Source organism: Pseudomonas sp. ML2-2023-6 (assembly GCF_037055265.1).
GTDB lineage: Bacteria > Pseudomonadota > Gammaproteobacteria > Pseudomonadales > Pseudomonadaceae > Aquipseudomonas > Aquipseudomonas kulmbachensis.
Map to the genome: position 1 here is coordinate 3,257,021 of NZ_CP146347.1, position 20,458 is coordinate 3,277,478.

17 protein-coding genes and 1 riboswitch are annotated in these 20,458 nt (G+C 59.5%); of the genes, 5 read left to right on the forward strand and 12 right to left on the reverse strand.

Annotated features, from left to right (window positions below):
• Positions 1-19: 19 nt before the first annotated feature.
• The 8 genes from V6L79_RS14870 to V6L79_RS14905 form a co-directional block, all read right to left on the reverse strand.
• Positions 20-955, reverse strand: a complete 936-nt coding sequence (locus V6L79_RS14870; protein WP_338579071.1) for a carbohydrate kinase — start codon at positions 953-955, stop codon at positions 20-22.
• 5 nt (positions 956-960) lie between these two features.
• Entirely contained in the window at positions 961-2,439 is a 1,479-nt protein-coding gene (gene xylB / locus V6L79_RS14875; RefSeq protein WP_338579072.1) for a xylulokinase, read from the reverse strand.
• A 24-nt stretch (positions 2,440-2,463) separates the two neighbouring features.
• Positions 2,464-3,957 carry a mannitol dehydrogenase family protein gene (locus tag V6L79_RS14880; RefSeq protein ID WP_261742245.1) on the reverse strand — a complete coding sequence of 498 codons (1,494 nt, stop codon included), beginning with the start codon at positions 3,955-3,957 and terminating at the stop codon, positions 2,464-2,466.
• An 18-nt stretch (positions 3,958-3,975) separates the two neighbouring features.
• Positions 3,976-5,079, reverse strand: a complete 1,104-nt coding sequence (locus V6L79_RS14885) for a sn-glycerol-3-phosphate ABC transporter ATP-binding protein UgpC (RefSeq protein WP_338579073.1) — start codon at positions 5,077-5,079, stop codon at positions 3,976-3,978.
• A 22-nt stretch (positions 5,080-5,101) separates the two neighbouring features.
• The gene (locus V6L79_RS14890; RefSeq protein ID WP_261742247.1) at positions 5,102-5,935 is read right to left on the reverse strand and encodes a carbohydrate ABC transporter permease; all 834 of its coding nucleotides are present in this window, start codon (positions 5,933-5,935) and stop codon (positions 5,102-5,104) included.
• Between the two features lie 7 nt (positions 5,936-5,942).
• Positions 5,943-6,869: a carbohydrate ABC transporter permease gene (locus V6L79_RS14895; RefSeq protein WP_261742248.1), complete on the reverse strand. Its 927-nt coding sequence runs from the start codon at positions 6,867-6,869 to the stop codon at positions 5,943-5,945.
• Between the two features lie 117 nt (positions 6,870-6,986).
• Positions 6,987-8,297, reverse strand: coding sequence for a sugar ABC transporter substrate-binding protein (locus V6L79_RS14900; protein WP_261742249.1), 1,311 nt, complete (start codon positions 8,295-8,297; stop codon positions 6,987-6,989).
• Positions 8,298-8,437: 140 nt separating this feature from the next.
• Positions 8,438-9,373: an AraC family transcriptional regulator gene (locus V6L79_RS14905; RefSeq protein WP_261742250.1), complete on the reverse strand. Its 936-nt coding sequence runs from the start codon at positions 9,371-9,373 to the stop codon at positions 8,438-8,440.
• Between the two features lie 80 nt (positions 9,374-9,453).
• On the opposite strand from V6L79_RS14905, the gene cobF reads away from it, so the two are divergent.
• On the forward strand, positions 9,454-10,203 hold the full coding sequence (cobF, locus tag V6L79_RS14910; protein WP_338579074.1) for a precorrin-6A synthase (deacetylating): 750 nt from the start codon (positions 9,454-9,456) through the stop codon (positions 10,201-10,203).
• A 17-nt stretch (positions 10,204-10,220) separates the two neighbouring features.
• On the opposite strand, the gene V6L79_RS14915 is transcribed toward cobF, so the two are convergent.
• Positions 10,221-11,519: a glycosyltransferase gene (locus V6L79_RS14915; RefSeq protein ID WP_338579075.1), complete on the reverse strand. Its 1,299-nt coding sequence runs from the start codon at positions 11,517-11,519 to the stop codon at positions 10,221-10,223.
• A 219-nt stretch (positions 11,520-11,738) separates the two neighbouring features.
• A riboswitch (cobalamin riboswitch) is annotated at positions 11,739-11,936 on the forward strand.
• Between the two features lie 93 nt (positions 11,937-12,029).
• Between V6L79_RS14915 and cobW the strand changes: the two genes are divergently transcribed.
• The 4 genes from cobW to V6L79_RS14935 all read left to right on the forward strand — a co-directional run bounded on the left by cobW (position 12,030) and on the right by V6L79_RS14935 (position 18,609).
• Positions 12,030-13,100 carry a cobalamin biosynthesis protein CobW gene (gene cobW / locus V6L79_RS14920; RefSeq protein ID WP_261742423.1) on the forward strand — a complete coding sequence of 357 codons (1,071 nt, stop codon included), beginning with the start codon at positions 12,030-12,032 and terminating at the stop codon, positions 13,098-13,100.
• A gap of 3 nt (positions 13,101-13,103) precedes the next feature.
• Positions 13,104-16,874, forward strand: a complete 3,771-nt coding sequence (cobN, locus tag V6L79_RS14925) for a cobaltochelatase subunit CobN (protein WP_338579076.1) — start codon at positions 13,104-13,106, stop codon at positions 16,872-16,874.
• 62 nt (positions 16,875-16,936) lie between these two features.
• Positions 16,937-17,944: an AAA family ATPase gene (locus V6L79_RS14930; RefSeq protein ID WP_338579077.1), complete on the forward strand. Its 1,008-nt coding sequence runs from the start codon at positions 16,937-16,939 to the stop codon at positions 17,942-17,944.
• 98 nt (positions 17,945-18,042) lie between these two features.
• Positions 18,043-18,609, forward strand: coding sequence for a VWA domain-containing protein (locus tag V6L79_RS14935; protein ID WP_315968158.1), 567 nt, complete (start codon positions 18,043-18,045; stop codon positions 18,607-18,609).
• Positions 18,610-18,724: 115 nt separating this feature from the next.
• Here V6L79_RS14935 and V6L79_RS14940 read toward each other — a convergent pair whose 3' ends face one another.
• From V6L79_RS14940 to pnuC, 3 genes are all read right to left on the reverse strand, one after another.
• The gene (locus V6L79_RS14940; RefSeq protein ID WP_261742255.1) at positions 18,725-18,991 is read right to left on the reverse strand and encodes a hypothetical protein; all 267 of its coding nucleotides are present in this window, start codon (positions 18,989-18,991) and stop codon (positions 18,725-18,727) included.
• Between the two features lie 149 nt (positions 18,992-19,140).
• Positions 19,141-19,734, reverse strand: coding sequence for an AAA family ATPase (locus V6L79_RS14945; protein WP_321836471.1), 594 nt, complete (start codon positions 19,732-19,734; stop codon positions 19,141-19,143).
• Positions 19,731-20,294, reverse strand: coding sequence for a nicotinamide riboside transporter PnuC (gene pnuC / locus V6L79_RS14950; RefSeq protein WP_261742257.1), 564 nt, complete (start codon positions 20,292-20,294; stop codon positions 19,731-19,733). The genes V6L79_RS14945 and pnuC overlap by 4 nt, the downstream gene beginning before the upstream one ends.
• Positions 20,295-20,458 lie beyond the last annotated feature (164 nt).

Here is a 20,458-nt window from a genome sequence, read left to right on the forward strand (position 1 = left end):
GCTGAGGAGCTACGGGGGGTTACAGCTGCGTGCGATATGGCAGGTCCGGGCCGGTTTTGCTGCAGGTGAGGGCAGCGGCGCGTGTGGCGAAGTCGAGCAGGGCGTCCAGTTGTGACGCACTCAGCTGTTGCAACCCTTCGATGGAGTCCAGCTCATGCTCCGTCAGCCAGGCAATTACTGCGGCTTGAAAGGTATCGCCAGCACCCACGGTGTCCGCGACTTTTACCGTGCTAGCGAGGACAGTGCGCTGGCCATGCTCGCGGCTGAACACACTGGCGCCCTGGCTGCCACGGGTCAGAAATACCAGTTGGCAACGATGGCCCAGCCATGAGCGGGCAATCTGCTGCGGGTCTTGCCCCGGATACAGCAGTTCAAGGTCTTCATCGCTGACTTTGATCACGTCGGCATAGGGGATCAGTTCACTGATCCGTTGGCGCCACACTTCAATATTCGGCTCAGGGTTGAGGCGCACATTGGGGTCGAGGCTGATCAGGCGGCGTCCACTTTCACGCTTGACCAGTTCCAGCAAGGTGTCGGCAATCGGTTGCACCACCAGCGAAAAAGACCCCACATGCAGCCCCCGCACTTCAGCGCCCAACAACGGCAAATGCCGCGAATGCAATTGCCGGTCGGCGCAGCCTTCACCGCGAAAGTTGTAGGCGGGCGAGCCGTTGGCATCCAGTGCGACCATGGCCAGGGTGGTTGGCGCTTCCATTTCCAGCAAGTAGCGATCACTCACGCCTTCGTCCAGCAACACTTGCTTCAAACGTTGGCCCAGGTAGTCAGTCGACAGCCCGGCAAACAGCGCCGTCTCGATCCCCAGGCGACGCAAGCCAACGGCTACGTTGAACGGCGAGCCTCCGGCAATGGCCTTGAACTCCACTTTATTGGCTTGCGCGCCGGTGTCCGCTTGCGCGAAAAAATCAAACAGTGCTTCGCCGCATATCACATACATATTTATTACTCGCTTAAGGTCGCGACCTGTTGTCGGTAGCGTCGATAGTAGTGTTCATAGGCCCGCATATTTTCGGGGGCGGGCCGGGTTTCGCTAGTGAGGTCCAGGCGCACGCAGCGCTGGCACAGCTGCGCCAGCGTTAGTGATCCTGCGCCGACACACCATGCCGCCTGGATTGCAGCGCCCAGGGCGGCGGCTTCGCTTTGCTCGGTGCAAACCACCGGGGTATCCATGATGTCGGCGACGATCTGGCGCCACAGCGGGCTTTTCGAGCCGCCGCCCACCAGCCGTATGGCGTGACTTTGCAAACCGTTATGGCGCAACAGGTCCAGACCGTAACGCAGGCCGTATGTGGTGCCTTCGATGGCCGCCCGGCACAGGTTGGCCTGGTTTAGATTGGTCAGGGTCAGCCCTTGAAAACTGCCCGTGGCGTTGGGTAGGGCGGGGACACGTTCGCCATTGAGAAACGGCAGCAGGCTGACCCCTTCAGCACCAATGGGTGACTGGCTGGCCAACCGATTGAAGGCGTCCAGCTGCAGCCCGAACAAATCGCGCACGGCGCTGGTGACATTGGTCAGGTTGAGGGTACAGATCAGAGGCAGCCAACCGCCGCTGGACGAACAGAAGCTGGCCACTGCCGCGTCGGGGCTGACCTGTGGCTGCGGATCAAAGGCATACACGGTGCCAGACGAACCCAGGCTCATGGTGATGATTCCTGGCTCGATATTGCCGGTACCGATGGCCCCCAGCATATTGTCGCCACCACCGCTGGAGACCACCGCGCTGGGGTTTAGCCCCAGTAAACCGGCAATTTCCGGGCGCAAGCAACCGACCGGTTGGTGAGACTCGATCAATTCAGGCAAGGCGCGCTCAAGACGGCCGCCAGAGTCGATACGGCGCAGGATATCGAAGTCCCACTGGCGAGTGCGCACATTGAAGTACCCGGTGCCCGAGGCGTCCCCATACTCACTGCAACAACGGCCGGTGAGCCAGAAGTTCAGGTAATCGTGGGGCAGCAGGACGTGGGCGATTTGATCGAAGATTTCAGGATGATGGATTTTGGTCCAGAGCAGCTTGGAAACCGTATACCCCGGTGCAATCACCAGGCCCAGACGCTCCAGAGAACCGGCTTCGCCCCCCAGCCATTCCAGCAGTTGCTGATTTTGTGCGGTGGACTCGGTATCGCACCAAAGTTTGGCTGGGCGCAAGACTTCGCCGTGCCTGTCCAGCAGCACCAGCCCGTGTTGCTGGCCGCTGACGCCAATACCCTGAATCTGCTGGCCGCTGACTCCGGCCTCAGCCAAGGCCTGGCGGGTGGCCTCTTGCAGTGCGTGCAGCCATTGCCCGGTGTCTTGCTCGCGGCGTCCGTGCTCGCCCTGGATCAGCGTATGCGGCGCCGCGCCCAGTCCTAAGGTCTGGCCGGACTCGCTGTCGAGAATCAGGACCTTGGTGCCCTGGGTGCCGCAGTCGATGCCTAGATACATCTTTGAAGTCCTCGGTTAAGGCAGTTAGCGAGCGCTGATCCCATCGCGGTCTATAAGCTGTTCCAGGGTTTTACTCACCCCTCGTTCACGCAAGCTGTTCAGGCACCACTCAAACGCTGCCACAAATTCCGCCGAGTGAGGAATCGTGGTGCCAAAAATCTCTTCCACCGCCAATAACCGCTGCACGATCAGCGCATCATCGGCGACCAACGCCTGACAAAATGCCGCCCGTGGATCAGGAATGGCATAGGTCTGGCCATTCTCGTCGACACCCTTGAGGTACAACGCCCACGCTGCCACCACCAGGGCTGCGCGCTTCAACTCGGCGCCATCGCTGATCAGGCGGTTAATGGTTGGGATGGTGAACTTGGGAAACTTCGACGAACCATCCGAGCAGACGCGCTCCAACTGGTCGGCAATGGCCTGGTTGGAGAAGCGCTGCACCAGGGTCTGTTTATAGGCAGCAAGGTCAATGCCGGGCACCGGCGCCAGTTGTGGGGTTACGTCCAGGTCCATATAGGCGCGCATATAGGCCACAAACAGCGGGTCGTTCATGGTCTCGTGGACGAAGCGATAACCTTTGAGAAACCCCAGATACGTCAGCGCCAGATGACTACCATTGAGCAGTTTGATTTTCATCTCTTCGTAGGGCGTAACGTCGTCGGTAAGTTGCACGCCTACGGTTTCCCAGGCCGGGCGGCCATCGGCGAATTTGTCTTCCAGTACCCATTGGATAAACGGCTCGCAGACCACTGGCCAGGCATCGTCGATACCCAATTGATCGTGCAGTTGCAAGCGGTGGGCGTTACTGGTCATGGGCGTGATGCGGTCGACCATCGCATTGGGGAAACTGACGTTGGCGCCAATCCAGTCATGCAAACTCGCATCGCTCAGTGCGGCATAGGCCAGCAGAGCCTTGCGTGCCACATTGCCGTTGTGTGGCAGGTTATCGCAGGACATCACGGTAAATGCCCGAACGCCGTTGGCCCGGCGTTGGCCGAGGGCGGCACAGAGCACACCAAAGACCGTTTTCGGTGCCTTGGGGTGGGCCAGGTCGTACTGGATTTGCGGCAACGCGACCATAAACTCGCCGTTGCTGTCGTCGATGCAATAACCGCCTTCGGTGATGGTCAGCGAGACGATGCGAATCGCCGGGCTGGCCAGTTTGTCGATCAGTGTTTCAATACTGTCTTCAGCCAGCAGCATGTCACTGATGGAGCCGATGACGCGGCTTTGGGTGTCGTCGCTGTCGCCCAGTTCGAACAGGGTATAGAGGTAGTCCTGTTCGGCCAGATCGTCACGCACCTTGCGGTCCTCGGAGCGCAGGCCGATACCGCAGATGCTCCAGTCCAGATCGCGGCTCTGGTTCATCAGGGCATCGGTGTAAAACGCCTGATGGGCGCGGTGAAAACCGCCCACCCCGATATGGGCGATGCCGTGCTGCGTATTGCTCGCCAGGTAGGTTGGCTTGGCCACTTTGTCGTTGAGATTGTCGAGGTTTCGGCGATTGAGTTTCATGGGTGCAATCTCATTAAATTAGGCAGCTGCGCGCAATGGGCGGGTAAGGGCCAGGCCGTCAGCATCGAATAAATGGCAATGTTCGCTGTCCAGGTGCAGGTGCAGCTGTTCGCCATAGCGGCTGGCCATATCGCCACGGATGCGCATGGTCAGCGGCTCGCCACAGGCAGTATTGACATGGCAATAGGTGTCGCTGCCCAAGCGTTCGCCTACGTCGGCAGTGACGGTCAGGCTGCACTCGCCGGGCTTGGCGAGGTTCAGGTGTTCAGGGCGAACGCCCAGGGTAACCGGGCTTCCCAAACTCAGTGAGGGGCCGCTCAGGGGCAGTTGAATGCGGGTTCCGGCGTCCAGCTCGACTTCACAGCCCTGGCTGTCGAGGCGGCTGATCCGGCCTTTCAGAAAGCCCATTTTCGGTGTGCCCAGAAACCCGGCAACAAACAGATTGGCCGGCTGGTGATACAGATCGAGAGGTGAGCCGACCTGTTCGATTTTACCGGCATTGAGCACCACCACCTTGTCGGCCAGGGTCATGGCTTCGACCTGGTCGTGGGTCACGTAAATCATCGTCGCTTGCAGTTCCTGGTGCAGGCGCGCCAGCTCCAGGCGCATTTGTACCCGCAGTGCCGCGTCGAGGTTGGACAAGGGCTCGTCGAACAGGAAGATTTTCGGGTTGCGCACAATCGCTCGGCCAATTGCCACGCGCTGACGCTGACCACCGGACAAGTGTTTGGGCTTGCGCTCAAGCAAGGGAGCCAGTTCAAGAATGCGCGCCGCTTCGTTGACCTTTTTCTCCACCTCGGCCTTGGGTACGCCCGCCAGATCGAGGGCAAACGACATGTTTTTACGCACGCTCATATGCGGGTACAGGGCGTAGGTCTGGAACACCATCGCCAAATCGCGCTTGGCCGGGCTGACTTCAGTGATATCGCGACCATCCAGCTCGATGGTGCCGTCAGACACTTCCTCGAGCCCGGCGATCAGGCGCAGCAGCGTGGATTTACCACAGCCCGAAGGGCCGACAAAAACCACGAACTCGCGGTCATGCACTTCAAGGTCGATACCCTTGATAATGGAAAAGCCTTCAAAACCCTTTTGCAGATTCTTGATTTTCAGGTTGGCCATGATGGGCCTCCAGTCATTATTTTTATTTAACTGCGCCAAAGGACAAGCCGCGTACCAGCTGCTTCTGGCTGATCCAGCCGAAAATCAGGATGGGCGCGCAGGCCAGGGTCGATACCGCCGACAACTTGGCCCAGAACAGACCTTCGGGGCTGGAGTAGGACGCGATCAGTGCAGTCAGCGGCGCCGCACTGGACGACGTCAGGTTCAGCGACCAGAAAGCCTCGTTCCAGCACAGGATCAACGACAGCAGCAGGGTTGAGGCCAGGCCGCCCTTGCTGATGGGCAGCAGCACTCGCACCACCTCTTGCCACAGGGTGGCACCGTCAAGGCGGGCGGCTTCGAGAATGTCCTTGGGGATGTCCTTGAAGTAGGTGTAAATCATCCACACCACAATCGGCAGGTTAATCAGGGTGTAGATGATGATCAGCGCGGTGCGCGTGTCGAGCAGGCCCAGGCTCTTGGCCAGCAGGTAGATCGGCATCAGCACGCCCACCGGCGGCAGCATTTTGGTGGAGAGCATCCACAGCAGCGTGCCCTTGGTCCGCTTGGTTTCATAGAACGCCATCGAATACGCGGCCGGGATGGCAATCAGCATGCACAGCGCGGTGGCGGTGAAGGAGATCACTACCGAGTTCCAGGCGAAGTGGAAATAGCCGCTGCGATCCTCGATATGCAGGTAGTTTTCCAGCGTCGGGGTGAAGATAAATTGCGGCGGCGTGGCGAACGCATCCAGCTCGGTTTTAAAGCTGGTCAGCACCATCCAGAAGATCGGGAAGAAGATCAGGATGGCGATGGCCCAGGCCAGGGTGCCAAGCAGCAGGCTTTGCAAGCGGCGCGATTGTTGAAGAGTCATCACTTTGCCCTCACGGCTTGTCTGTCAGGTTTTTGCCGAGCATGCGCACCAGAATGATGGCCGCGATATTGGCGATCACGACGGCAATCAAACCTCCGGCCGAGGCCATGCCCACATCGAACTGCACCAGTGCCTGGTTGTAGATCAGGTAGGCCAGGTTGGTCGATGCATAGCCGGGGCCACCGTTGGTGGTGGTGAAAATCTCGGCGAATACCGACAACAGAAAGATGGTTTCAATCATCACCACCACAGCGATCGGGCGCGCCAGGTGCGGCAGGGTCAGGTGCCAGAAAATCGCAATGGGCCCGGCGCCATCGAGGCGGGCAGCTTCTTTCTGTTCCTGGTCCAGCGACTGCATGGCAGTCATCAGGATCAGGATCGCAAAGGGCAACCATTGCCACGACACAATGATGATGATCGACAGCAGCGGGTAATGCGCCAGCCAGTCCACTGGTTGGGCGCCGAACAGCTTCCAGACGGCGGCCAGCACTCCGGAGACCGGGTGGAAAATCAGGTTTTTCCAGATCAGCGCGCCCACCGTGGGCATGATGAAAAATGGCGAGATCAGCAGCACCCGAACAATCCCGCGGCCCATGAATTCGCTGGCTTCAAGCAGGGCGCTGATCAATACCCCGAGCACTACGCTGATCAGCAACACACTGCCTACCAGCAGCAGGGTATTGGTGGCCCCGGGCAGGAAGCCGGAATCGGTGAGAAAGTAGGTGAAGTTCTCCAGCCCCACAAACTGGTTTTCGCCGGGGTACAGCAGGTTGTAGCGGATCAGCGAAAAATACAGGGTCATGCCCAAGGGCACGATCATCCACAGCAGCAAGAGCGCCACTGAAGGGGTGACCAGAAACCAGCCGGGGTTGAACAGGCGGGATCGGCGAGCCGTTGGCAGGGCCTCCGGCGCTGTAATAACAGTTGAAGTTGTCATGGTGAATACACCTGAGTTGCTGTGCGTGGGAGCGAGCCTGCTTGCGAAGAAGTCGACGCGGTTTGACTGATCGCGAGCAGGCTCGCTCCCACAGACCAATATGTGCGGTTGGCAGTGCTACTTGGGGTAACCCGCCCGTTTCATTTCGCGCTCGGTGGTTTGCTGGGCGGCTGCCAGGGCTTGATCCACTGTGGTCTGGCCGATCAGGGCAGCGCTGAACAGCTTGCCGACCTGAGTGCCCACCGCCTGAAACTCGGGGATGGTGACCAGTTGAATACCCACATAAGGCACAGGTTTGAGGGTTGGGTCCTTCGGGTTGGCAACTTTCAGGGACTCGAGGGTGACCTTGGCAAACGGCGCGGCCTTGAGGTAAGCGTCGCTGTAGGTCGAGGCGCGGGTGCCCGGTGGTACATTGGCTACGCCGTCTTTTTCGGCAACCAATGCGCCATATTCCTTGGAGGTGGCCCAGGTGCTGAAGGTTTTGGCCGCATCCTTGGCTTTGGAACTGGTGGGGATGGCTAGCGCCCAGGAGTAAAGCCAGGCGCTGCCTTTGTCGGTTACCGCGTGCGGAGCGAAGGTGAAACCAACGTGCTCAGACACCTTGCTTTGGCTGCTGTCGGTGACAAACGAACCGGCGACACTGGCATCGACCCAGATCGCGCATTTGCCGCTGTTGAACAACGCCAGGTTTTCATTGAAACCATTGCTGGTCGCGCCCGGCGGGCCTGAGGCTTTCATGGTGTTGACGTAAAAATTCAGGGCATTTTTCCATTCCGGTCCGGTGAACTCGGGCTGCCACTGTTCATTGAACCAGCGAGCCCCGTAGGCGTTGGCAATAGTGCTGATCAACGCCATGTTTTCACCCCAGCCCGCTTTGCCGCGCAGGCAGATACCGTATTGCTCCTGGGCAGGTTTGTTGAGGGTTTTGGCGAAGTCCGCGATCTGCTCCCAGGTTGGGTGCTCGGGCATGGTCAAGCCCGCGTCTTTGAACAGGTCAGTGCGGTAATAGGTCATCGAGCTTTCGGCATAGAACGGCAGGGCGTAAAGGGTGCCCTTGACCGACAAACCGTCGCGTACCGAGGGGAACACATCATCGAGGGCATAGGTGGCGGGCAGGTCGGTCATGGGTTCGAGCCAGCCTTTGGCGCCCCAGAGTGCGGCTTCGTACATGCCGATAGTCAGCACATCGAACTGGCCGCCTTGGGTGGCAATGTCAGTGGTCAGGCGTTGGCGCAATACGTTTTCTTCCAGCACCACCCAGTTCAGCTTGATCTCGGGGTGCTCGCTCTCGAAGATTTTCGCCAGTTTTTGCATGCGGATCATGTCGCTGTTGTTGACCGTGGCGATGGTCAGGGTCTGCGCGCCCAGGCTCAAGCCGCTGAGGGTCATGCACGTAGCGACACATAACGCTTTGACAGGAATATTCATTGAGCACTCCACTTCATCGGCCAGGCGGCTTTTGAAGGACGGTTATTGTTTTTATAGCGGCTCGCAAGGGGCAAGCGCCTGGGCCGATTACAGCCCTCAATCACCGTTGTGACAAATCACTGGCAACACTCAAACCGATACTATTTTGCACTGCGCAGGCGTTCATTCAGCCCTGGATGGTTTTGCTCGGTCAAACGCTGCACCGCCAGGCGTCGATAGTGTGACGGGGTCATGCCTTTTAGTTGCTGAAAACGGCGATTGAAGTTGGAAATATTGTTGAAACCCGACTCGAAGCAGACATCGGTGACCGGTTTTTCGCCATCGGCGAGCAGCTCGCAAGACTTGCTGATACGCAAGCGATTGACGAACTCGATAAAACAGCGCCCGGTGGCCTGCTTGAATACGCGGGAAAAGTAGGTGGGTTTCATGCCCATGTAGGCGGCCACCTCTTCAAGCGGCAGCTCTCGTGCGTAGTGGCTGAAGATATAGTCCACGGCCCGGTTGGTACGGTCGATGGTCTGTTCGTCGGCGAGTTGCCCGGCCATGACCCCTGACAGCAACTGGTAGTCATCACAGTCCGCCAGCAACTCCAGCAGAATCAAAAAGTGCCCCAGGCGGGTGACGCCAGTGGAACTGGCAATGCACTGCATCAGGTCCACGGCCTTGCGCAGGGTGGCTTTGCAGCGAAACTCGATGCCGTAGTGGGAGCGCTCCAGCATCGGCGTCAGTGTTTTAAGCTCGGTAAACACTGATGCGGCGCCTTCGAGCAACTCATCGGTGAAATTCACCAGCATGTCGCGGGTGCTGATTACTTCGCCCTCGGTGATCTGGCTGATCCAGTTATGGGGCAGGTTGGGGCCGGTGAGGAACAATGTATCGGGGTAGAAATTGCCGATATAGTCGCCCACAAACACTTTGCCGCTGCTGGCGACAATCAGGTGCAGCTCGTATTCCTTGTGAAAGTGCCAGCGCACCAAGGGGCAGGGGAAACCATGCTGGCGGTATATGATCGACAAGCCATTGTGGTCGTCCATCAGTTCGTAAGACGGGTCTGTAGCTCTGGCGAGTCGAGTCATGGGCTTAACCGTTTCAGGTTTTCTTGTTCCGGCGATGATGCCGCCTTCTCAAGCTTCCTGCCAGTCAAGGATAAAACGCGATGAAAACACTGTTGTTGATAGGGATGGGCGCTGGCGACCCCGAACACATCACCGTGCAGGCAATCAATGCGCTGAACCGCGTCGCCGTTTTTTTTGTGCTGGATAAGGGGCAGGCCACTGAAGACCTGGTGCGGCTGCGGCTGGAAATCTGCGAGCGCTATATTCGTGAGCCGGATTACCGCGTGGTGCAGGTCAGCGACCCCAAGCGCAACAACTCAACGCCTTCGTACACTCAGGGGATTGAGGATTGGCATGAGCAGCGGGCCGAAGTGTTCACGAACTTGATCGAGAACGAGTTGGGCGAAGGCGAGTGCGGTGCATTCCTGCTGTGGGGTGAGCCGGGCTTGTACGACAGCACCTTGCGTATTCTGGATCGGGTACGGGCCAATGGCTGCAGCGGTTTCGACTATCAGGTGATTCCGGGCATCAGCAGTGTTCAGGCTTTGGCGGCGCGGCATCGGGTGCCGCTCAATGACATAGGCCAGCCGATTCGTATCACCACGGGTCGGCGTCTGGTGGCCGAAGACCTCGACAATGTGGTGGTGATGCTCGATGCCAACTGCGCGTTCCAGGCCTTTATCGATGAGGATCTGGATATTTACTGGGGCGCGTATATAGGCACTGCGGACGAGATTTTGATTGCCGGCAAGCTGGCTGACGTGTGTGAGCAGATCAAGCAAACCCGTGAAGCTGCACGCCAGCGCAAGGGTTGGATCATGGATACCTACCTGCTCAGGCGTACACACTGACCTACTGGTGGGGTCTTTTAGACGGTGCTTGGACGGTTCTTGGCTTCGATCCACTGCGACATGTATTGGGTACTTTTGTGCTGGTGATGACGCAGCATCGCCCCGGTAAAGTTGTTGCGCCGATGTTGCTCAAGCCCCGCGCGGCAGGCTTCGATGCGCTGCACCAGCGCCGGGCCGTGTTCGCTTTGCAGGTAGCGGGCCTCAAGCAATGCCTGGCCATGGCGTTGGGCCTGATGCCAGGATTCGGAGTTCTGGTACAGCTCAACCGCAGCCGCGGCAATCGCGCTGGCACTCTGTTCGATGGCGCCGGCCCACGGCAAATCGCCGTGCATGCCTTCGGCGCCCACCGGGGTGGTCACGTTGGGGGTTCCGCAAAGCATGGCGTCAGCAATCTTGCCCTTGATCCCCGCGCCAAATCGCAGCGGAGCCATGCAAATGCGCGCATTGCTCATCACTTCAAGGGCATCTTCAGCCCAGTTGAGCACGTGAAAACCCTGCGCCGGATTGTGCAACGCGGTGGCTTTAGGTGGGGTATAAGCACCGTAGACATGCAGTTGTGCTGTCGGCAGTTGCTGGCGGATCAGGGGCCAGATATGAGTCTTCATCCATAGCACCGCGTCCCAGTTCGGTGCATGACGAAAGTTGCCGATGCTCAGGAAGTGCTGGCGCTGTTCATAGGGCACGAACTCGGCGGGCACGCTGTCGACCATTAGCGGGCACCAGTGCAGCTGGGCCTTGGGTACATGGAACTGCTCGACCAGCAGGTCTATCTCGTATTCGGAAATCATCAGGTTCAGGTCGCTGCGATAGATCGCGGCGATTTCCCGTTGTGCCAGATCAGCGTCTGCCATCTGTTCGAAAGTTTCGCGTTGCGCAGGGGCGAACAGGCTGCTGAAGTCGTCCTGTTCGGTGTTTTGCTTGAGGCGCGCCTTGAGCTGTTGCTGACGGGCGTCACGCAAGCTTTGCAGGTCGGAGGTTTCCAGCACGCGCAAGGCCTGCGGGCAGTGCTTCTCGACACGCCAGCCAAACTGCTCCTCCATCATGAATCGGTCGAACAGCACGATATCCGGGGCCAGTTCAGTGATAAAGGCATCAAAGCTGCTGTTATTGAGTTCGATGGTCACTTCATCGATGCCCAGCACAGCCAGGTCGGCCTTGTGCTCGCCGATACCGGCCGGGCTGCTGAAGGTGATCTGCCAGCCTTGCTGCAAAAAGCTCTCGATGATTTGCATCATGTGCCCGCCTGCCGCCGAAGAGCGCGGTTCAGGCCACACGTAACCAATAATCAGGACGTGGGTCGGTTTAGAGGCGGGCATGGGCAGATCCTTGAAGCGTGGCGGCTGAAAAAAGGCGGCAATTAAACCACAACTCATGAGCCAGCACCGTAGCCGCAGCCTCGCTCCTCAGCGACAGAGATACTTCAATTGTGGGAGTGAGCCTGCTCGCGAAGAGCATTCGCGAACAGGCTCACTCCCATAAGGGGCTTGACCCGCAATAGAGTATCTACAGCGTGTTGACCTGTTACAAAGCACTGCGTAGCCTTGCGGGTTCGAGGTTCTTCGCCACGCGAAGCTAAGAAGGGAACGCGGTATGCCGCGGCTGCCCCCGCAACTGTAAACGGTCATTGACCCTGCAATGCCACTGCCTCACAGGCGGGAAGGCGCAGGGTTGTGCATCATCAGCTTGATGCACAGCCGTAAGCCAGGAGACCTGCCTCGTGACAGATTCTTACTTCAACCGGGCGGGGTGATCCGGTGGCGAAGACTGACCGCGCTCTGCCTGCGGTCGTCGTCCCGTATGCCCGCCGCTTTGCCAAAGGGCATCCGATGAAAACACTGGCCAAAACCCCTGTCACGATCGTTACCGGCTTTCTCGGTTCGGGCAAAACCACGTTGCTCCGTCATATGCTCGATAACGCTCAGGGCCGCCGCATCGCCGTGATCGTTAATGAGTTCGGTGAGCTGGGCATCGACGGCGAAATCCTCAAGCAGTGCAGCATCGGTTGCACCGAAGAAGAAGCCAACGGTCGTGTTTATGAACTGGCTAACGGCTGCCTGTGCTGCACCGTGCAGGAAGAATTCTTCCCGGTGATGCGCGAGCTGGTGGCGCGTCGTGGCGATATCGACCATATCCTGATCGAAACCTCGGGCCTGGCCCTGCCCAAACCACTGGTTCAGGCCTTCCAGTGGCCGGAAATCCGCAGCGCCTGCACCGTTGATGCGGTGATTACCGTGGTCGACAGCCCGGCTGTGGCCGCTGGCACTTTTGCGGCGTTCCCGGATCAGGTGGATGCCCAACGCAAACTTGATCCGAACCTGGACCACGAGTCGCCGCTGCACGAACTGTTTGCTGACCAACTGGCCAGCGCCGACCTGGTTATCCTCAACAAGGCTGATCTGATCAGCCCTGAAGACCTGGCAAAAGTACGTGCCGAAGTTTCTGAAGAACTGCCGCCTGCGGTCAAAATCATCGAAGCCAGCAGCGGCCGCTTGCCACTGGACGTATTGCTGGGCCTGGGCGCAGGTTCGGAAGATCATATCGATGGCCGCCACAGCCACCACGACCATCACCACGACGGCGATGACGACCACGATGATCACGACCATGATGCCTTCGACTCGATTTCCATCGAGCTGCCACAGGGCGAAGAACGCGTATTGATGGAGGCCCTGACCCAACTGGTGGTCAAGCACGGGATTCTACGGGTCAAAGGCTTTGCCGCAATCCCGGGCAAGCCGATGCGTTTGCTGATCCAGGGTGTGGGCACACGCTTTGACAAGCACTTCGACCGCGCCTGGGGCAGCGATGAAGCGCGCACCACCAAACTGGTACTGATCGGCCAGGATCTGGACGCGGCACTGCTTGAATCCACCTTGCGTACAGCGTTGAGCGTATAAGCCATGCATTTGCTCAGGACCCAGCCCGGTGGCTTTGTATCGGACGACAATATTGCCGATTTAGGCCAGACCCCCGCCGAGTTGGTGATCCTGTGCAGTGGTGATTCAAGCCTGGCACTGCTGGCCGAAGCGGCGCAGCAGTTGCCTGAAGATTATCCAAGCCTGCGTCTGGCCAACCCGATGCAGGTGCAAAACCATGGTTCAGTCGATTTATATTTCGATGAGGTGCTGCAGCACGCCAAGGTGATTTTGCTGTCGTTACACGGCGGTATTGGCTATTGGCGCTACGGTATTGAGCGTCTGGTGCAATTGGCCGAGCGCGGCGTGACCCTGATTCTGGTGCCCGGCGACGACCGCCCCGACCCGGAACTCAGCGCACTGAGCACCGTGCCCGTCGAACAGAGCGAGCGGCTCTGGCATTTTTTGCGTCAGGGCGGGCGGCATAACGCCTTGCAACTCTATCGTTGCCTGGCCAGTCAGTGGCTGGGCCGCGATTATGAGTGGGACGAACCGCAAACCTTGCCGCGCACCGCGATTTATCATCCGCAGCACTCCAGCGCCGAGCTCAAGAACTGGCAGGCCGACTGGCAAGCCGGGCAACCGGTGGCGGCGCTGTTGTTCTATCGCTCACACCTGCAGGCTGCCAACACCGCATTTGTCGATGTGTTTTGCCAGCGGCTGCAGGCCGCCGGGCTGAATCCGTTGCCGATTGCCGTGGCCAGTCTCAAGGAGCCGGGGTGCCTGGCGGTGGTGCAGGACTTGTTGGATGACGTCGAGGCCGGGGTCATTCTCAACACCACAGGCTTTGCCCAATCGAGCCCAGAAGCCCCGCACCTGCGTCCGTTTCGGCGCAATATTCCGGTGATTCAGGCCATTTGCGCCCAAGACAACGAACCCGGCTGGCAAGCCAGTGAACAGGGGTTGGGGCCGCGCGATCTGGCGATGCATATTGCTTTGCCCGAACTGGATGGGCGAATTATCAGCCGTCCAGTCAGTTTCAAGGACCTGGCATGGCGCAGTGAACGCAGCCAGTCGGATGTGGTGTGTTATCGCGCCCACCCCGAGCGCATGGACTTTGTCGCAGAGCTGGCGCGGCGCTGGGTTGAGCTGGGCCGTGTGGCCAACCCGCAAAAACGTATTGCGCTGATCCTGGCCAACTACCCGACCCGCGATGGCCGGATTGGTAACGGTGTGGGGCTGGATACACCGGCGGCGGCGCTGAACATTTTGCGTGCCTTGCAGGCCCAGGGTTATCCCGTGGACTGCGAACTGCCTGAAACCGGCACTGCACTGATTCAAGCCTTGCTGGGAGGGGTCAGCAATGACCTCGACAGTCTCGATCTGCGCCCGTGCATGCAGAGCCTGGCTCTGGATGAGTACCTGGCGATGTTCAATCGTCTGCCTGAGGCCAATCGTCAGGCAGTGACCGAGCGCTGGGGAGAGCCGCAGAACGATCCGATGTTTCGCAGCGGTCGGTTGATGATTGCCGGGCTGCGTTTTGGCCTGACGTTTGTCGGTATTCAACCGGCGCGGGGTTATCAGGTGGATGCCAGTGCGGTGTACCACGACCCGGACCTGGTGCCGCCCCATGCTTATCTGGCGTTCTACTTCTGGCTGCGCAATACCTATGGTGCCCATGCGGTGGTGCATGTGGGCAAGCACGGCAATCTGGAGTGGCTGCCGGGCAAGGGCGTGGGGCTGTCCGAAAACTGCTGGCCGGACGCAATTTTGGGGCCGATGCCCAACGTCTACCCCTTTATTGTCAATGATCCGGGCGAGGGTGCCCAGGCCAAGCGCCGTACGCAGGCGGTGATCATCGATCATCTGATGCCGCCGCTGACCCGTGCCGAAACCTACGGGCCGCTGCGTAATCTGGAGTTGCTGGCCGACGAGTATTACGAAGCGCAGTTACTTGATCCACGTCGCGCCCGCGAGCTGCAGCGCGACATTCTTGCGTTGGTACGTGAAACCCGCATCGACCGCGAGCTGCAACTGGACGAGAAGCTGGACAGTGACGCAGATGCGGCGATCTGGCTACCGCGGCTCGACACCTATCTGTGTGACCTTAAAGAGTCGCAAATCCGTGACGGGCTGCATATCTTCGGTGAATCGCCAGCCGGGCGCCTGCGTATTGACACGCTGCTGGCGTTATTGCGCATCCCCCGTGGGGATGGCCGTGGCGCGCAATCGAGTGTGCTGCGGGCACTGGCCAAAGCCTTTGAGCTGGGCTTTGACCCGTTGGACTGCGCGTTGGCCGAACCCTGGACAGCACGCCAGCCTCGCGTGTTGCAGGCCATCAGCGCCGAGCTTTGGCGTACAGCCGGAGACACTCGCGAGCGTCTGGAATTGTACGCTGCGCAACTGATCGAACAGGCTTTACAGGGCACCCTGCAACTGCCCGATACCGCGCAATGGGCCGAGGTTCGGGCAATTTTCGACGCCTTGCTTGAGGTCGTGGCCCCGCGTCTGGATGCCTGCGGCCCAGCCGAGATGCAGGGCCTGCTGGATGCCCTGGCCGGGCGCTTTGTACCGGCAGGCCCCAGCGGTGCACCGAGTCGTGGGCGGCTGGATGTACTGCCGACCGGGCGCAACTTCTTTTCGGTGGATGTGCGCAACCTGCCCACGACCACGGCTTGGCGGATAGGTTTTCAGTCGGCCAACCTGATTCTTGAGCGTCACCTGCAGGACCACGGCGACCATCTGCGCCAGTTGGGCCTGTCGGTGTGGGGCACGGCGACCATGCGTACCGGCGGCGATGATATCGCCCAGGCCATGGCACTGATGGGCGTGCGCCCGGTATGGGCCACCGGTAGCCAGCGGGTGGATGACTTTGAAATCCTCCCGGTCAGCCTGCTGGACCGCCCGCGAGTGGATGTAACCTTGCGCGTGTCGGGTTTTTTCCGCGATGCGTTTGCCAACCTGATTCGCCTGTTCGATGCTGCCGTACAAGCCGTGGCGGCACTGGACGAGCCAGATGATCTGAACCCGTTGGCGGCCAAGGTCCGTACTGAGCGCGAACAGCTTGAGCGCGATGGCCTCGCGCCTGAACTGGCGGCGCGCCAGGCAGGTTGGCGGGTGTTTGGCGCCAAGCCCGGGGCTTACGGCGCGGGTGTCCAGAACGCGATAGATGGCCGCTTGTGGGAAAGCCGCGATGACTTGGCGCAGGTCTATCTGAACTGGGGTGGGTATGCCTATGGCGGCGCCGATGAGGGCACTGCGGCACGCGGCCAGTTCGCCCAGCGCCTGGGGCAAATGCAGGCAGTGGTACAGAATCAGGACAATCGCGAGCACGATTTGCTCGATTCCAACGACTATTACCAGTTCCAGGGCGGCATGCTGGCTGCGGTCGAAAGCTTGAGCGGGCAGGCGGCGGCCAGTTACCACGGTGATCACAGCCAGCCGGACTTGCCGAAAATCCGCACGCTCAAGGAAGAACTGAACCGGGTGATCCGCTCCAGGGCGGCCAACCCGAAATGGATCGACGGGGTCAAGCGGCATGGCTATAAAGGCGCGTTCGAAATGGCCGCGACCCTGGACAACCTGTTTGCCTTTGATGCGACCACGCATTTGATCGACGACCACCAGTACGCCCTGCTTGCGGATGCTTATTTGCTGGACCCGGATACCCGCGAGTTTGTGCGCCAGCACAACCCGCATGCCTTGCGCGACATGACTGAGCGTTTGCTCGAAGCTCAGCAGCGCGGGCTCTGGAGCGAGCCAGGCGAGTACCAAGCGGCGCTGGAAAACCTGTTGCTGGATATAGAAGAAGAGTGACAGGGCTGGGGTGAGGGGCTTTTTGAAGTGGATCAATATTCTAAAATTTGGAACCCGAAAACATGACTGACACCCCGCATTTCCCGTTATCGGCGGTGGTCGGCGCGGACTCTTTGAAGCTTGCGCTGTGCCTGACAGCCATCGACCCGAAAATTGGCGGGGTACTGATCGAAGGGCCGCGAGGCATGGCCAAATCGACCCTGGCCCGTGGTCTGGCTGATCTGCTCGCCAGCGGTCAGTTCGTCACTTTGCCTCTGGGCGCCACCGAAGAGCGTCTGGTCGGCACCCTCGATCTGGACGCGGCGCTGGGGCAGGGCAAGGCGCAGTTTTCCCCAGGCGTACTGGCCAAGGCCAATGGTGGTGTGCTGTATGTCGATGAAGTGAATCTGCTCGCTGACCATCTGGTGGATGTGCTGCTGGATGTCGCAGCAAGCGGCACCAACCTGGTCGAGCGCGATGGCATTTCCCATCGGCACGCGGCGCGCTTTGTTCTGATTGGCACCATGAACCCGGAAGAGGGAGAGTTACGCCCTCAACTGCTCGACCGTTTTGGTTTGAACGTGGCCATGAGCGGCCAGCCTCAACCGGCTGAGCGCGGCGAAATCATCCGCCGTCGCCTGGACTTTGACGCTGACCCGCAAGGGTTTTGCGCGCAGTGGGAAACGGCACAGACAGCTTTGCGCCTGCGTTGCCAGCAGGCCCGTGAATTGCTGAACAACATTGCGCTGGATGATCAGTCCCTGGCGATGATTACCGAGCGCTGCTTTGCCGCTGCGGTCGACGGCATGCGTGCCGATCTGGTGTGGCTGCGTGCTGCGCGGGCGCATGCCGCATGGCGCGGAGCAACGGCGATCAGCCTGGAAGATATCGATGCCGTGGCCGAGTTTGCCTTGCGCCATCGGCGTCGCGCGCAAACGGGGCAGGCGCCGACACCTGAGCCGCCGCAGTCGCAACCGCAATCCAGCAGCGCTTCGCCCGGTTCGGGGCAGGGCCAGTGGGGTGAACTGCCAGCACAAGCCCAGGCAGTGGGTGCGCGCCGAGAAGTGCCGAGCTGGCCAAAAAAGCCCTAGGCATTCGCCCTCGATCTGTTGCGGGGGCGGATGCCAGACCCCAGCCTGGGCAACTCGCCACGGGCAAGCAGGGGGCCAGTCGCAGTGCTGGTAGCGGAATGATCGACTGGGTGCAGACTTTGCTGCGTGGGCGTCCACGTCAGCGTGCTGATCTGGCCTGGAAAACCCGGCAAAGTGCTGCCCAGGAACTGTGGCTGGTTGTGGTCGATGCATCGGCCTCGACCCGGCGGCATCAGGCCCTGAGTGACGCCAAGGGGCTGTTGGCGCAATTGTTTGAGGATGCTTATCGGCAACGTGCCCGCGTCGCGGTCATGACGGCCAGCGGGCAGACTGCGCAGTGGCAAGTCAGTGGTGCCAAGGCATCCTCAGCCCTGAATGCGTGGCTGCAAGCATTGGGGGCGGGGGGCGGCACGCCGTTACTGGAAGCTTTGCAGGAAGTTGCCAAATGGCTTGAGATGCGGCGCAAACACTACCCGCAAGAGCAGCAGCGCTTTTTACTGCTGACCGATGGCCGTTTGAAACAGTGGTCAGGGATGCCCGCAATAGACTGCCCGGGGCTGTTGATCGATATCGAGAGAGGCCCGATTCGACTGGGTCGCTCGCGTCAGATGGCGACGGAGCTGAATGTCGACTATCAGCATATTGACGGGTTGGAACCCGTGTAAACATGGTTAACCCGCTGTGGGAGCGGTGCTGCGACGAAACGCATTGATTTTGCTGGAAGACCGTTGCGTTTCAATCGCGAGCAAACCCGTTCCCACGTATCAGCTGTGCAGCTGATTACGCTGGCATGACCCAAGGCTGCAGGGTGTAGCCTTCGCTGCTGATTTCAGCGCGGGCTTGTGCCAGCAGGCTTTCGAGCTGGGCAGCGTCTGCGCAGGCGCTGCGCGGGATCTGTTTGCGGCCGATACGGGTGTTGGTGCGGTCAATGACAGTCAGGCTCAATTCGCCGTTGCCATCTTGGGCAGCCCATGCGACGCATTGAAAAGGTTCAAAGGCGTGGCCGGCAATCAAAAGTGCTTCGTTGAAACGGAGCGGGGCGTTCATAGGGTCGTCTCTCTGGTGTGCCCATCAAGTGATTAACCGTCGGCTGGGCGTACCGTTCGGTTGGTTACTTGTACTGATGACTTCAGACCCGTATCAGGTCACACACTTTCGTCACTTTTTTAAAACTTTCTTGACCGGACTGATCCAAGTCAATTTTCAGGCTGTGTCACATCTTGAGCGTAGCTGGCTATTGGCCTTGTTGGTAACCCGCAATCGATTTTGCTCGCCAGCAATCGTTCAACCGCCGCGCAAGCCTGTTGCTGACGAGCCTGCCAGTCGCCGGCAATCACGAGCATGGGTTGCTGATGCTGTTCGAGCCACTGGCGGCTGGCACTGAAAAACGCTTGGCGCTCAGCCAGGGAGGGTTGGCAGCGTTGGCCATCAGCTGTCCACTCCACACCTTCGGGGGACAGCAGTAAATGCAGGTCGTAATGACGGCTCAACAACTCAGGCTCAAGCCAGGAGGGACAGTCGCCAAACAGGGTCTGGCTCCACAGGATATTACTCAGCAGATGAGTGTCCAGAATCAGCAATTCGGGCTGTCTGGCACGGGCTTGATCTTCCCATTGAAGCTGGCCGCGGGCGATGGCCGGGATGTCCGCCAGGCAGGTATCCCGAGGGTTTTGCTCGATAAAGTAACGAACGTATTCGCCCACCAAAATGCCGCCAAAACGCTGCTGCAATAGCGCCGACAACCAGCTTTTACCGCTCGACTCGGGCCCTGCCAGCACCAATACCTTCATGTCCGTAGCGCCGGGTCGCGGTGCCAGTCACGCAAGCCTTGAATGGCAATCACGGTAAACAGCGCGTAGAGACCGGCGGTCAGGTACAGATCCTGATAGGCGAAAAAACCGATGTAAAGCACGTCTATCACGCACCACAGGGCCCAGCACTGCAGGCGTTTTTGGGCCATCCACAATTGCGCAACCAGGCTGAAAGCCGTCAGCGTGGCATCGGACCAGGGGAAATCGGAGTCTGTCCAATGGGCCATTGCGGCGCCCAGTGCAACACTGCCCACAGCGCCTATAGCCAAGCCTGCAAGGACTTGCAAGGTGCTTAATCGAGAGACTACGCGGCCTTCATGTTGTGCGCCGGTGCGAGTCCACTGCCACCAGCCATAGACTTGCAATAGCGCAAAAAACACCTGCAGCAGCATGCCTGAATACAGCTTGATCTCGAAAAAGATCCAGCTGTAAAGCAGCACCATTACCAGGCCAATGGGCCAGCACCAGGGGTTTTGTTTGACTGTTAACCAGACGGCAATGACGCCGAGTGCGGCGGCAAACAGTTCAAGCCCTGACATTGGGATTCCTTGGAAGAAAGAAGAGGGCGCAGATTGTACCTGCAGGCGCAATGTTTGTGGGCGTAACTGCACGCGATACGCGGTATGTAGATACTCTGTGCCAAAGTGGGAGCGAGCCTGCTCGCGAATGTTTTTCGCGAGCAGGCTCGCTCCCACGCCTTGCA

Coding starts and splice junctions, on each gene's coding strand:
- V6L79_RS14940 (WP_261742255.1), bottom strand. CDS start 18,991: ATGAACGCCCCGCTCCGTTTCAACGAAGCACTTTTGATTGCCGGCCAC.
- V6L79_RS14885 (WP_338579073.1), bottom strand. CDS start 5,079: ATGGCCAACCTGAAAATCAAGAATCTGCAAAAGGGTTTTGAAGGCTTT.
- V6L79_RS14870 (WP_338579071.1), bottom strand. CDS start 955: ATGTATGTGATATGCGGCGAAGCACTGTTTGATTTTTTCGCGCAAGCG.
- V6L79_RS14895 (WP_261742248.1), bottom strand. CDS start 6,869: ATGACAACTTCAACTGTTATTACAGCGCCGGAGGCCCTGCCAACGGCT.
- V6L79_RS14905 (WP_261742250.1), bottom strand. CDS start 9,373: ATGACTCGACTCGCCAGAGCTACAGACCCGTCTTACGAACTGATGGAC.
- pnuC (WP_261742257.1), bottom strand. CDS start 20,294: ATGTCAGGGCTTGAACTGTTTGCCGCCGCACTCGGCGTCATTGCCGTC.
- V6L79_RS14935 (WP_315968158.1), top strand. CDS start 18,043: ATGATCGACTGGGTGCAGACTTTGCTGCGTGGGCGTCCACGTCAGCGT.
- V6L79_RS14930 (WP_338579077.1), top strand. CDS start 16,937: ATGACTGACACCCCGCATTTCCCGTTATCGGCGGTGGTCGGCGCGGAC.
- cobF (WP_338579074.1), top strand. CDS start 9,454: ATGAAAACACTGTTGTTGATAGGGATGGGCGCTGGCGACCCCGAACAC.
- V6L79_RS14915 (WP_338579075.1), bottom strand. CDS start 11,519: ATGCCCGCCTCTAAACCGACCCACGTCCTGATTATTGGTTACGTGTGG.
- cobW (WP_261742423.1), top strand. CDS start 12,030: ATGAAAACACTGGCCAAAACCCCTGTCACGATCGTTACCGGCTTTCTC.
- V6L79_RS14880 (WP_261742245.1), bottom strand. CDS start 3,957: ATGAAACTCAATCGCCGAAACCTCGACAATCTCAACGACAAAGTGGCC.
- V6L79_RS14900 (WP_261742249.1), bottom strand. CDS start 8,297: ATGAATATTCCTGTCAAAGCGTTATGTGTCGCTACGTGCATGACCCTC.
- V6L79_RS14945 (WP_321836471.1), bottom strand. CDS start 19,734: ATGAAGGTATTGGTGCTGGCAGGGCCCGAGTCGAGCGGTAAAAGCTGG.
- cobN (WP_338579076.1), top strand. CDS start 13,104: ATGCATTTGCTCAGGACCCAGCCCGGTGGCTTTGTATCGGACGACAAT.
- xylB (WP_338579072.1), bottom strand. CDS start 2,439: ATGTATCTAGGCATCGACTGCGGCACCCAGGGCACCAAGGTCCTGATT.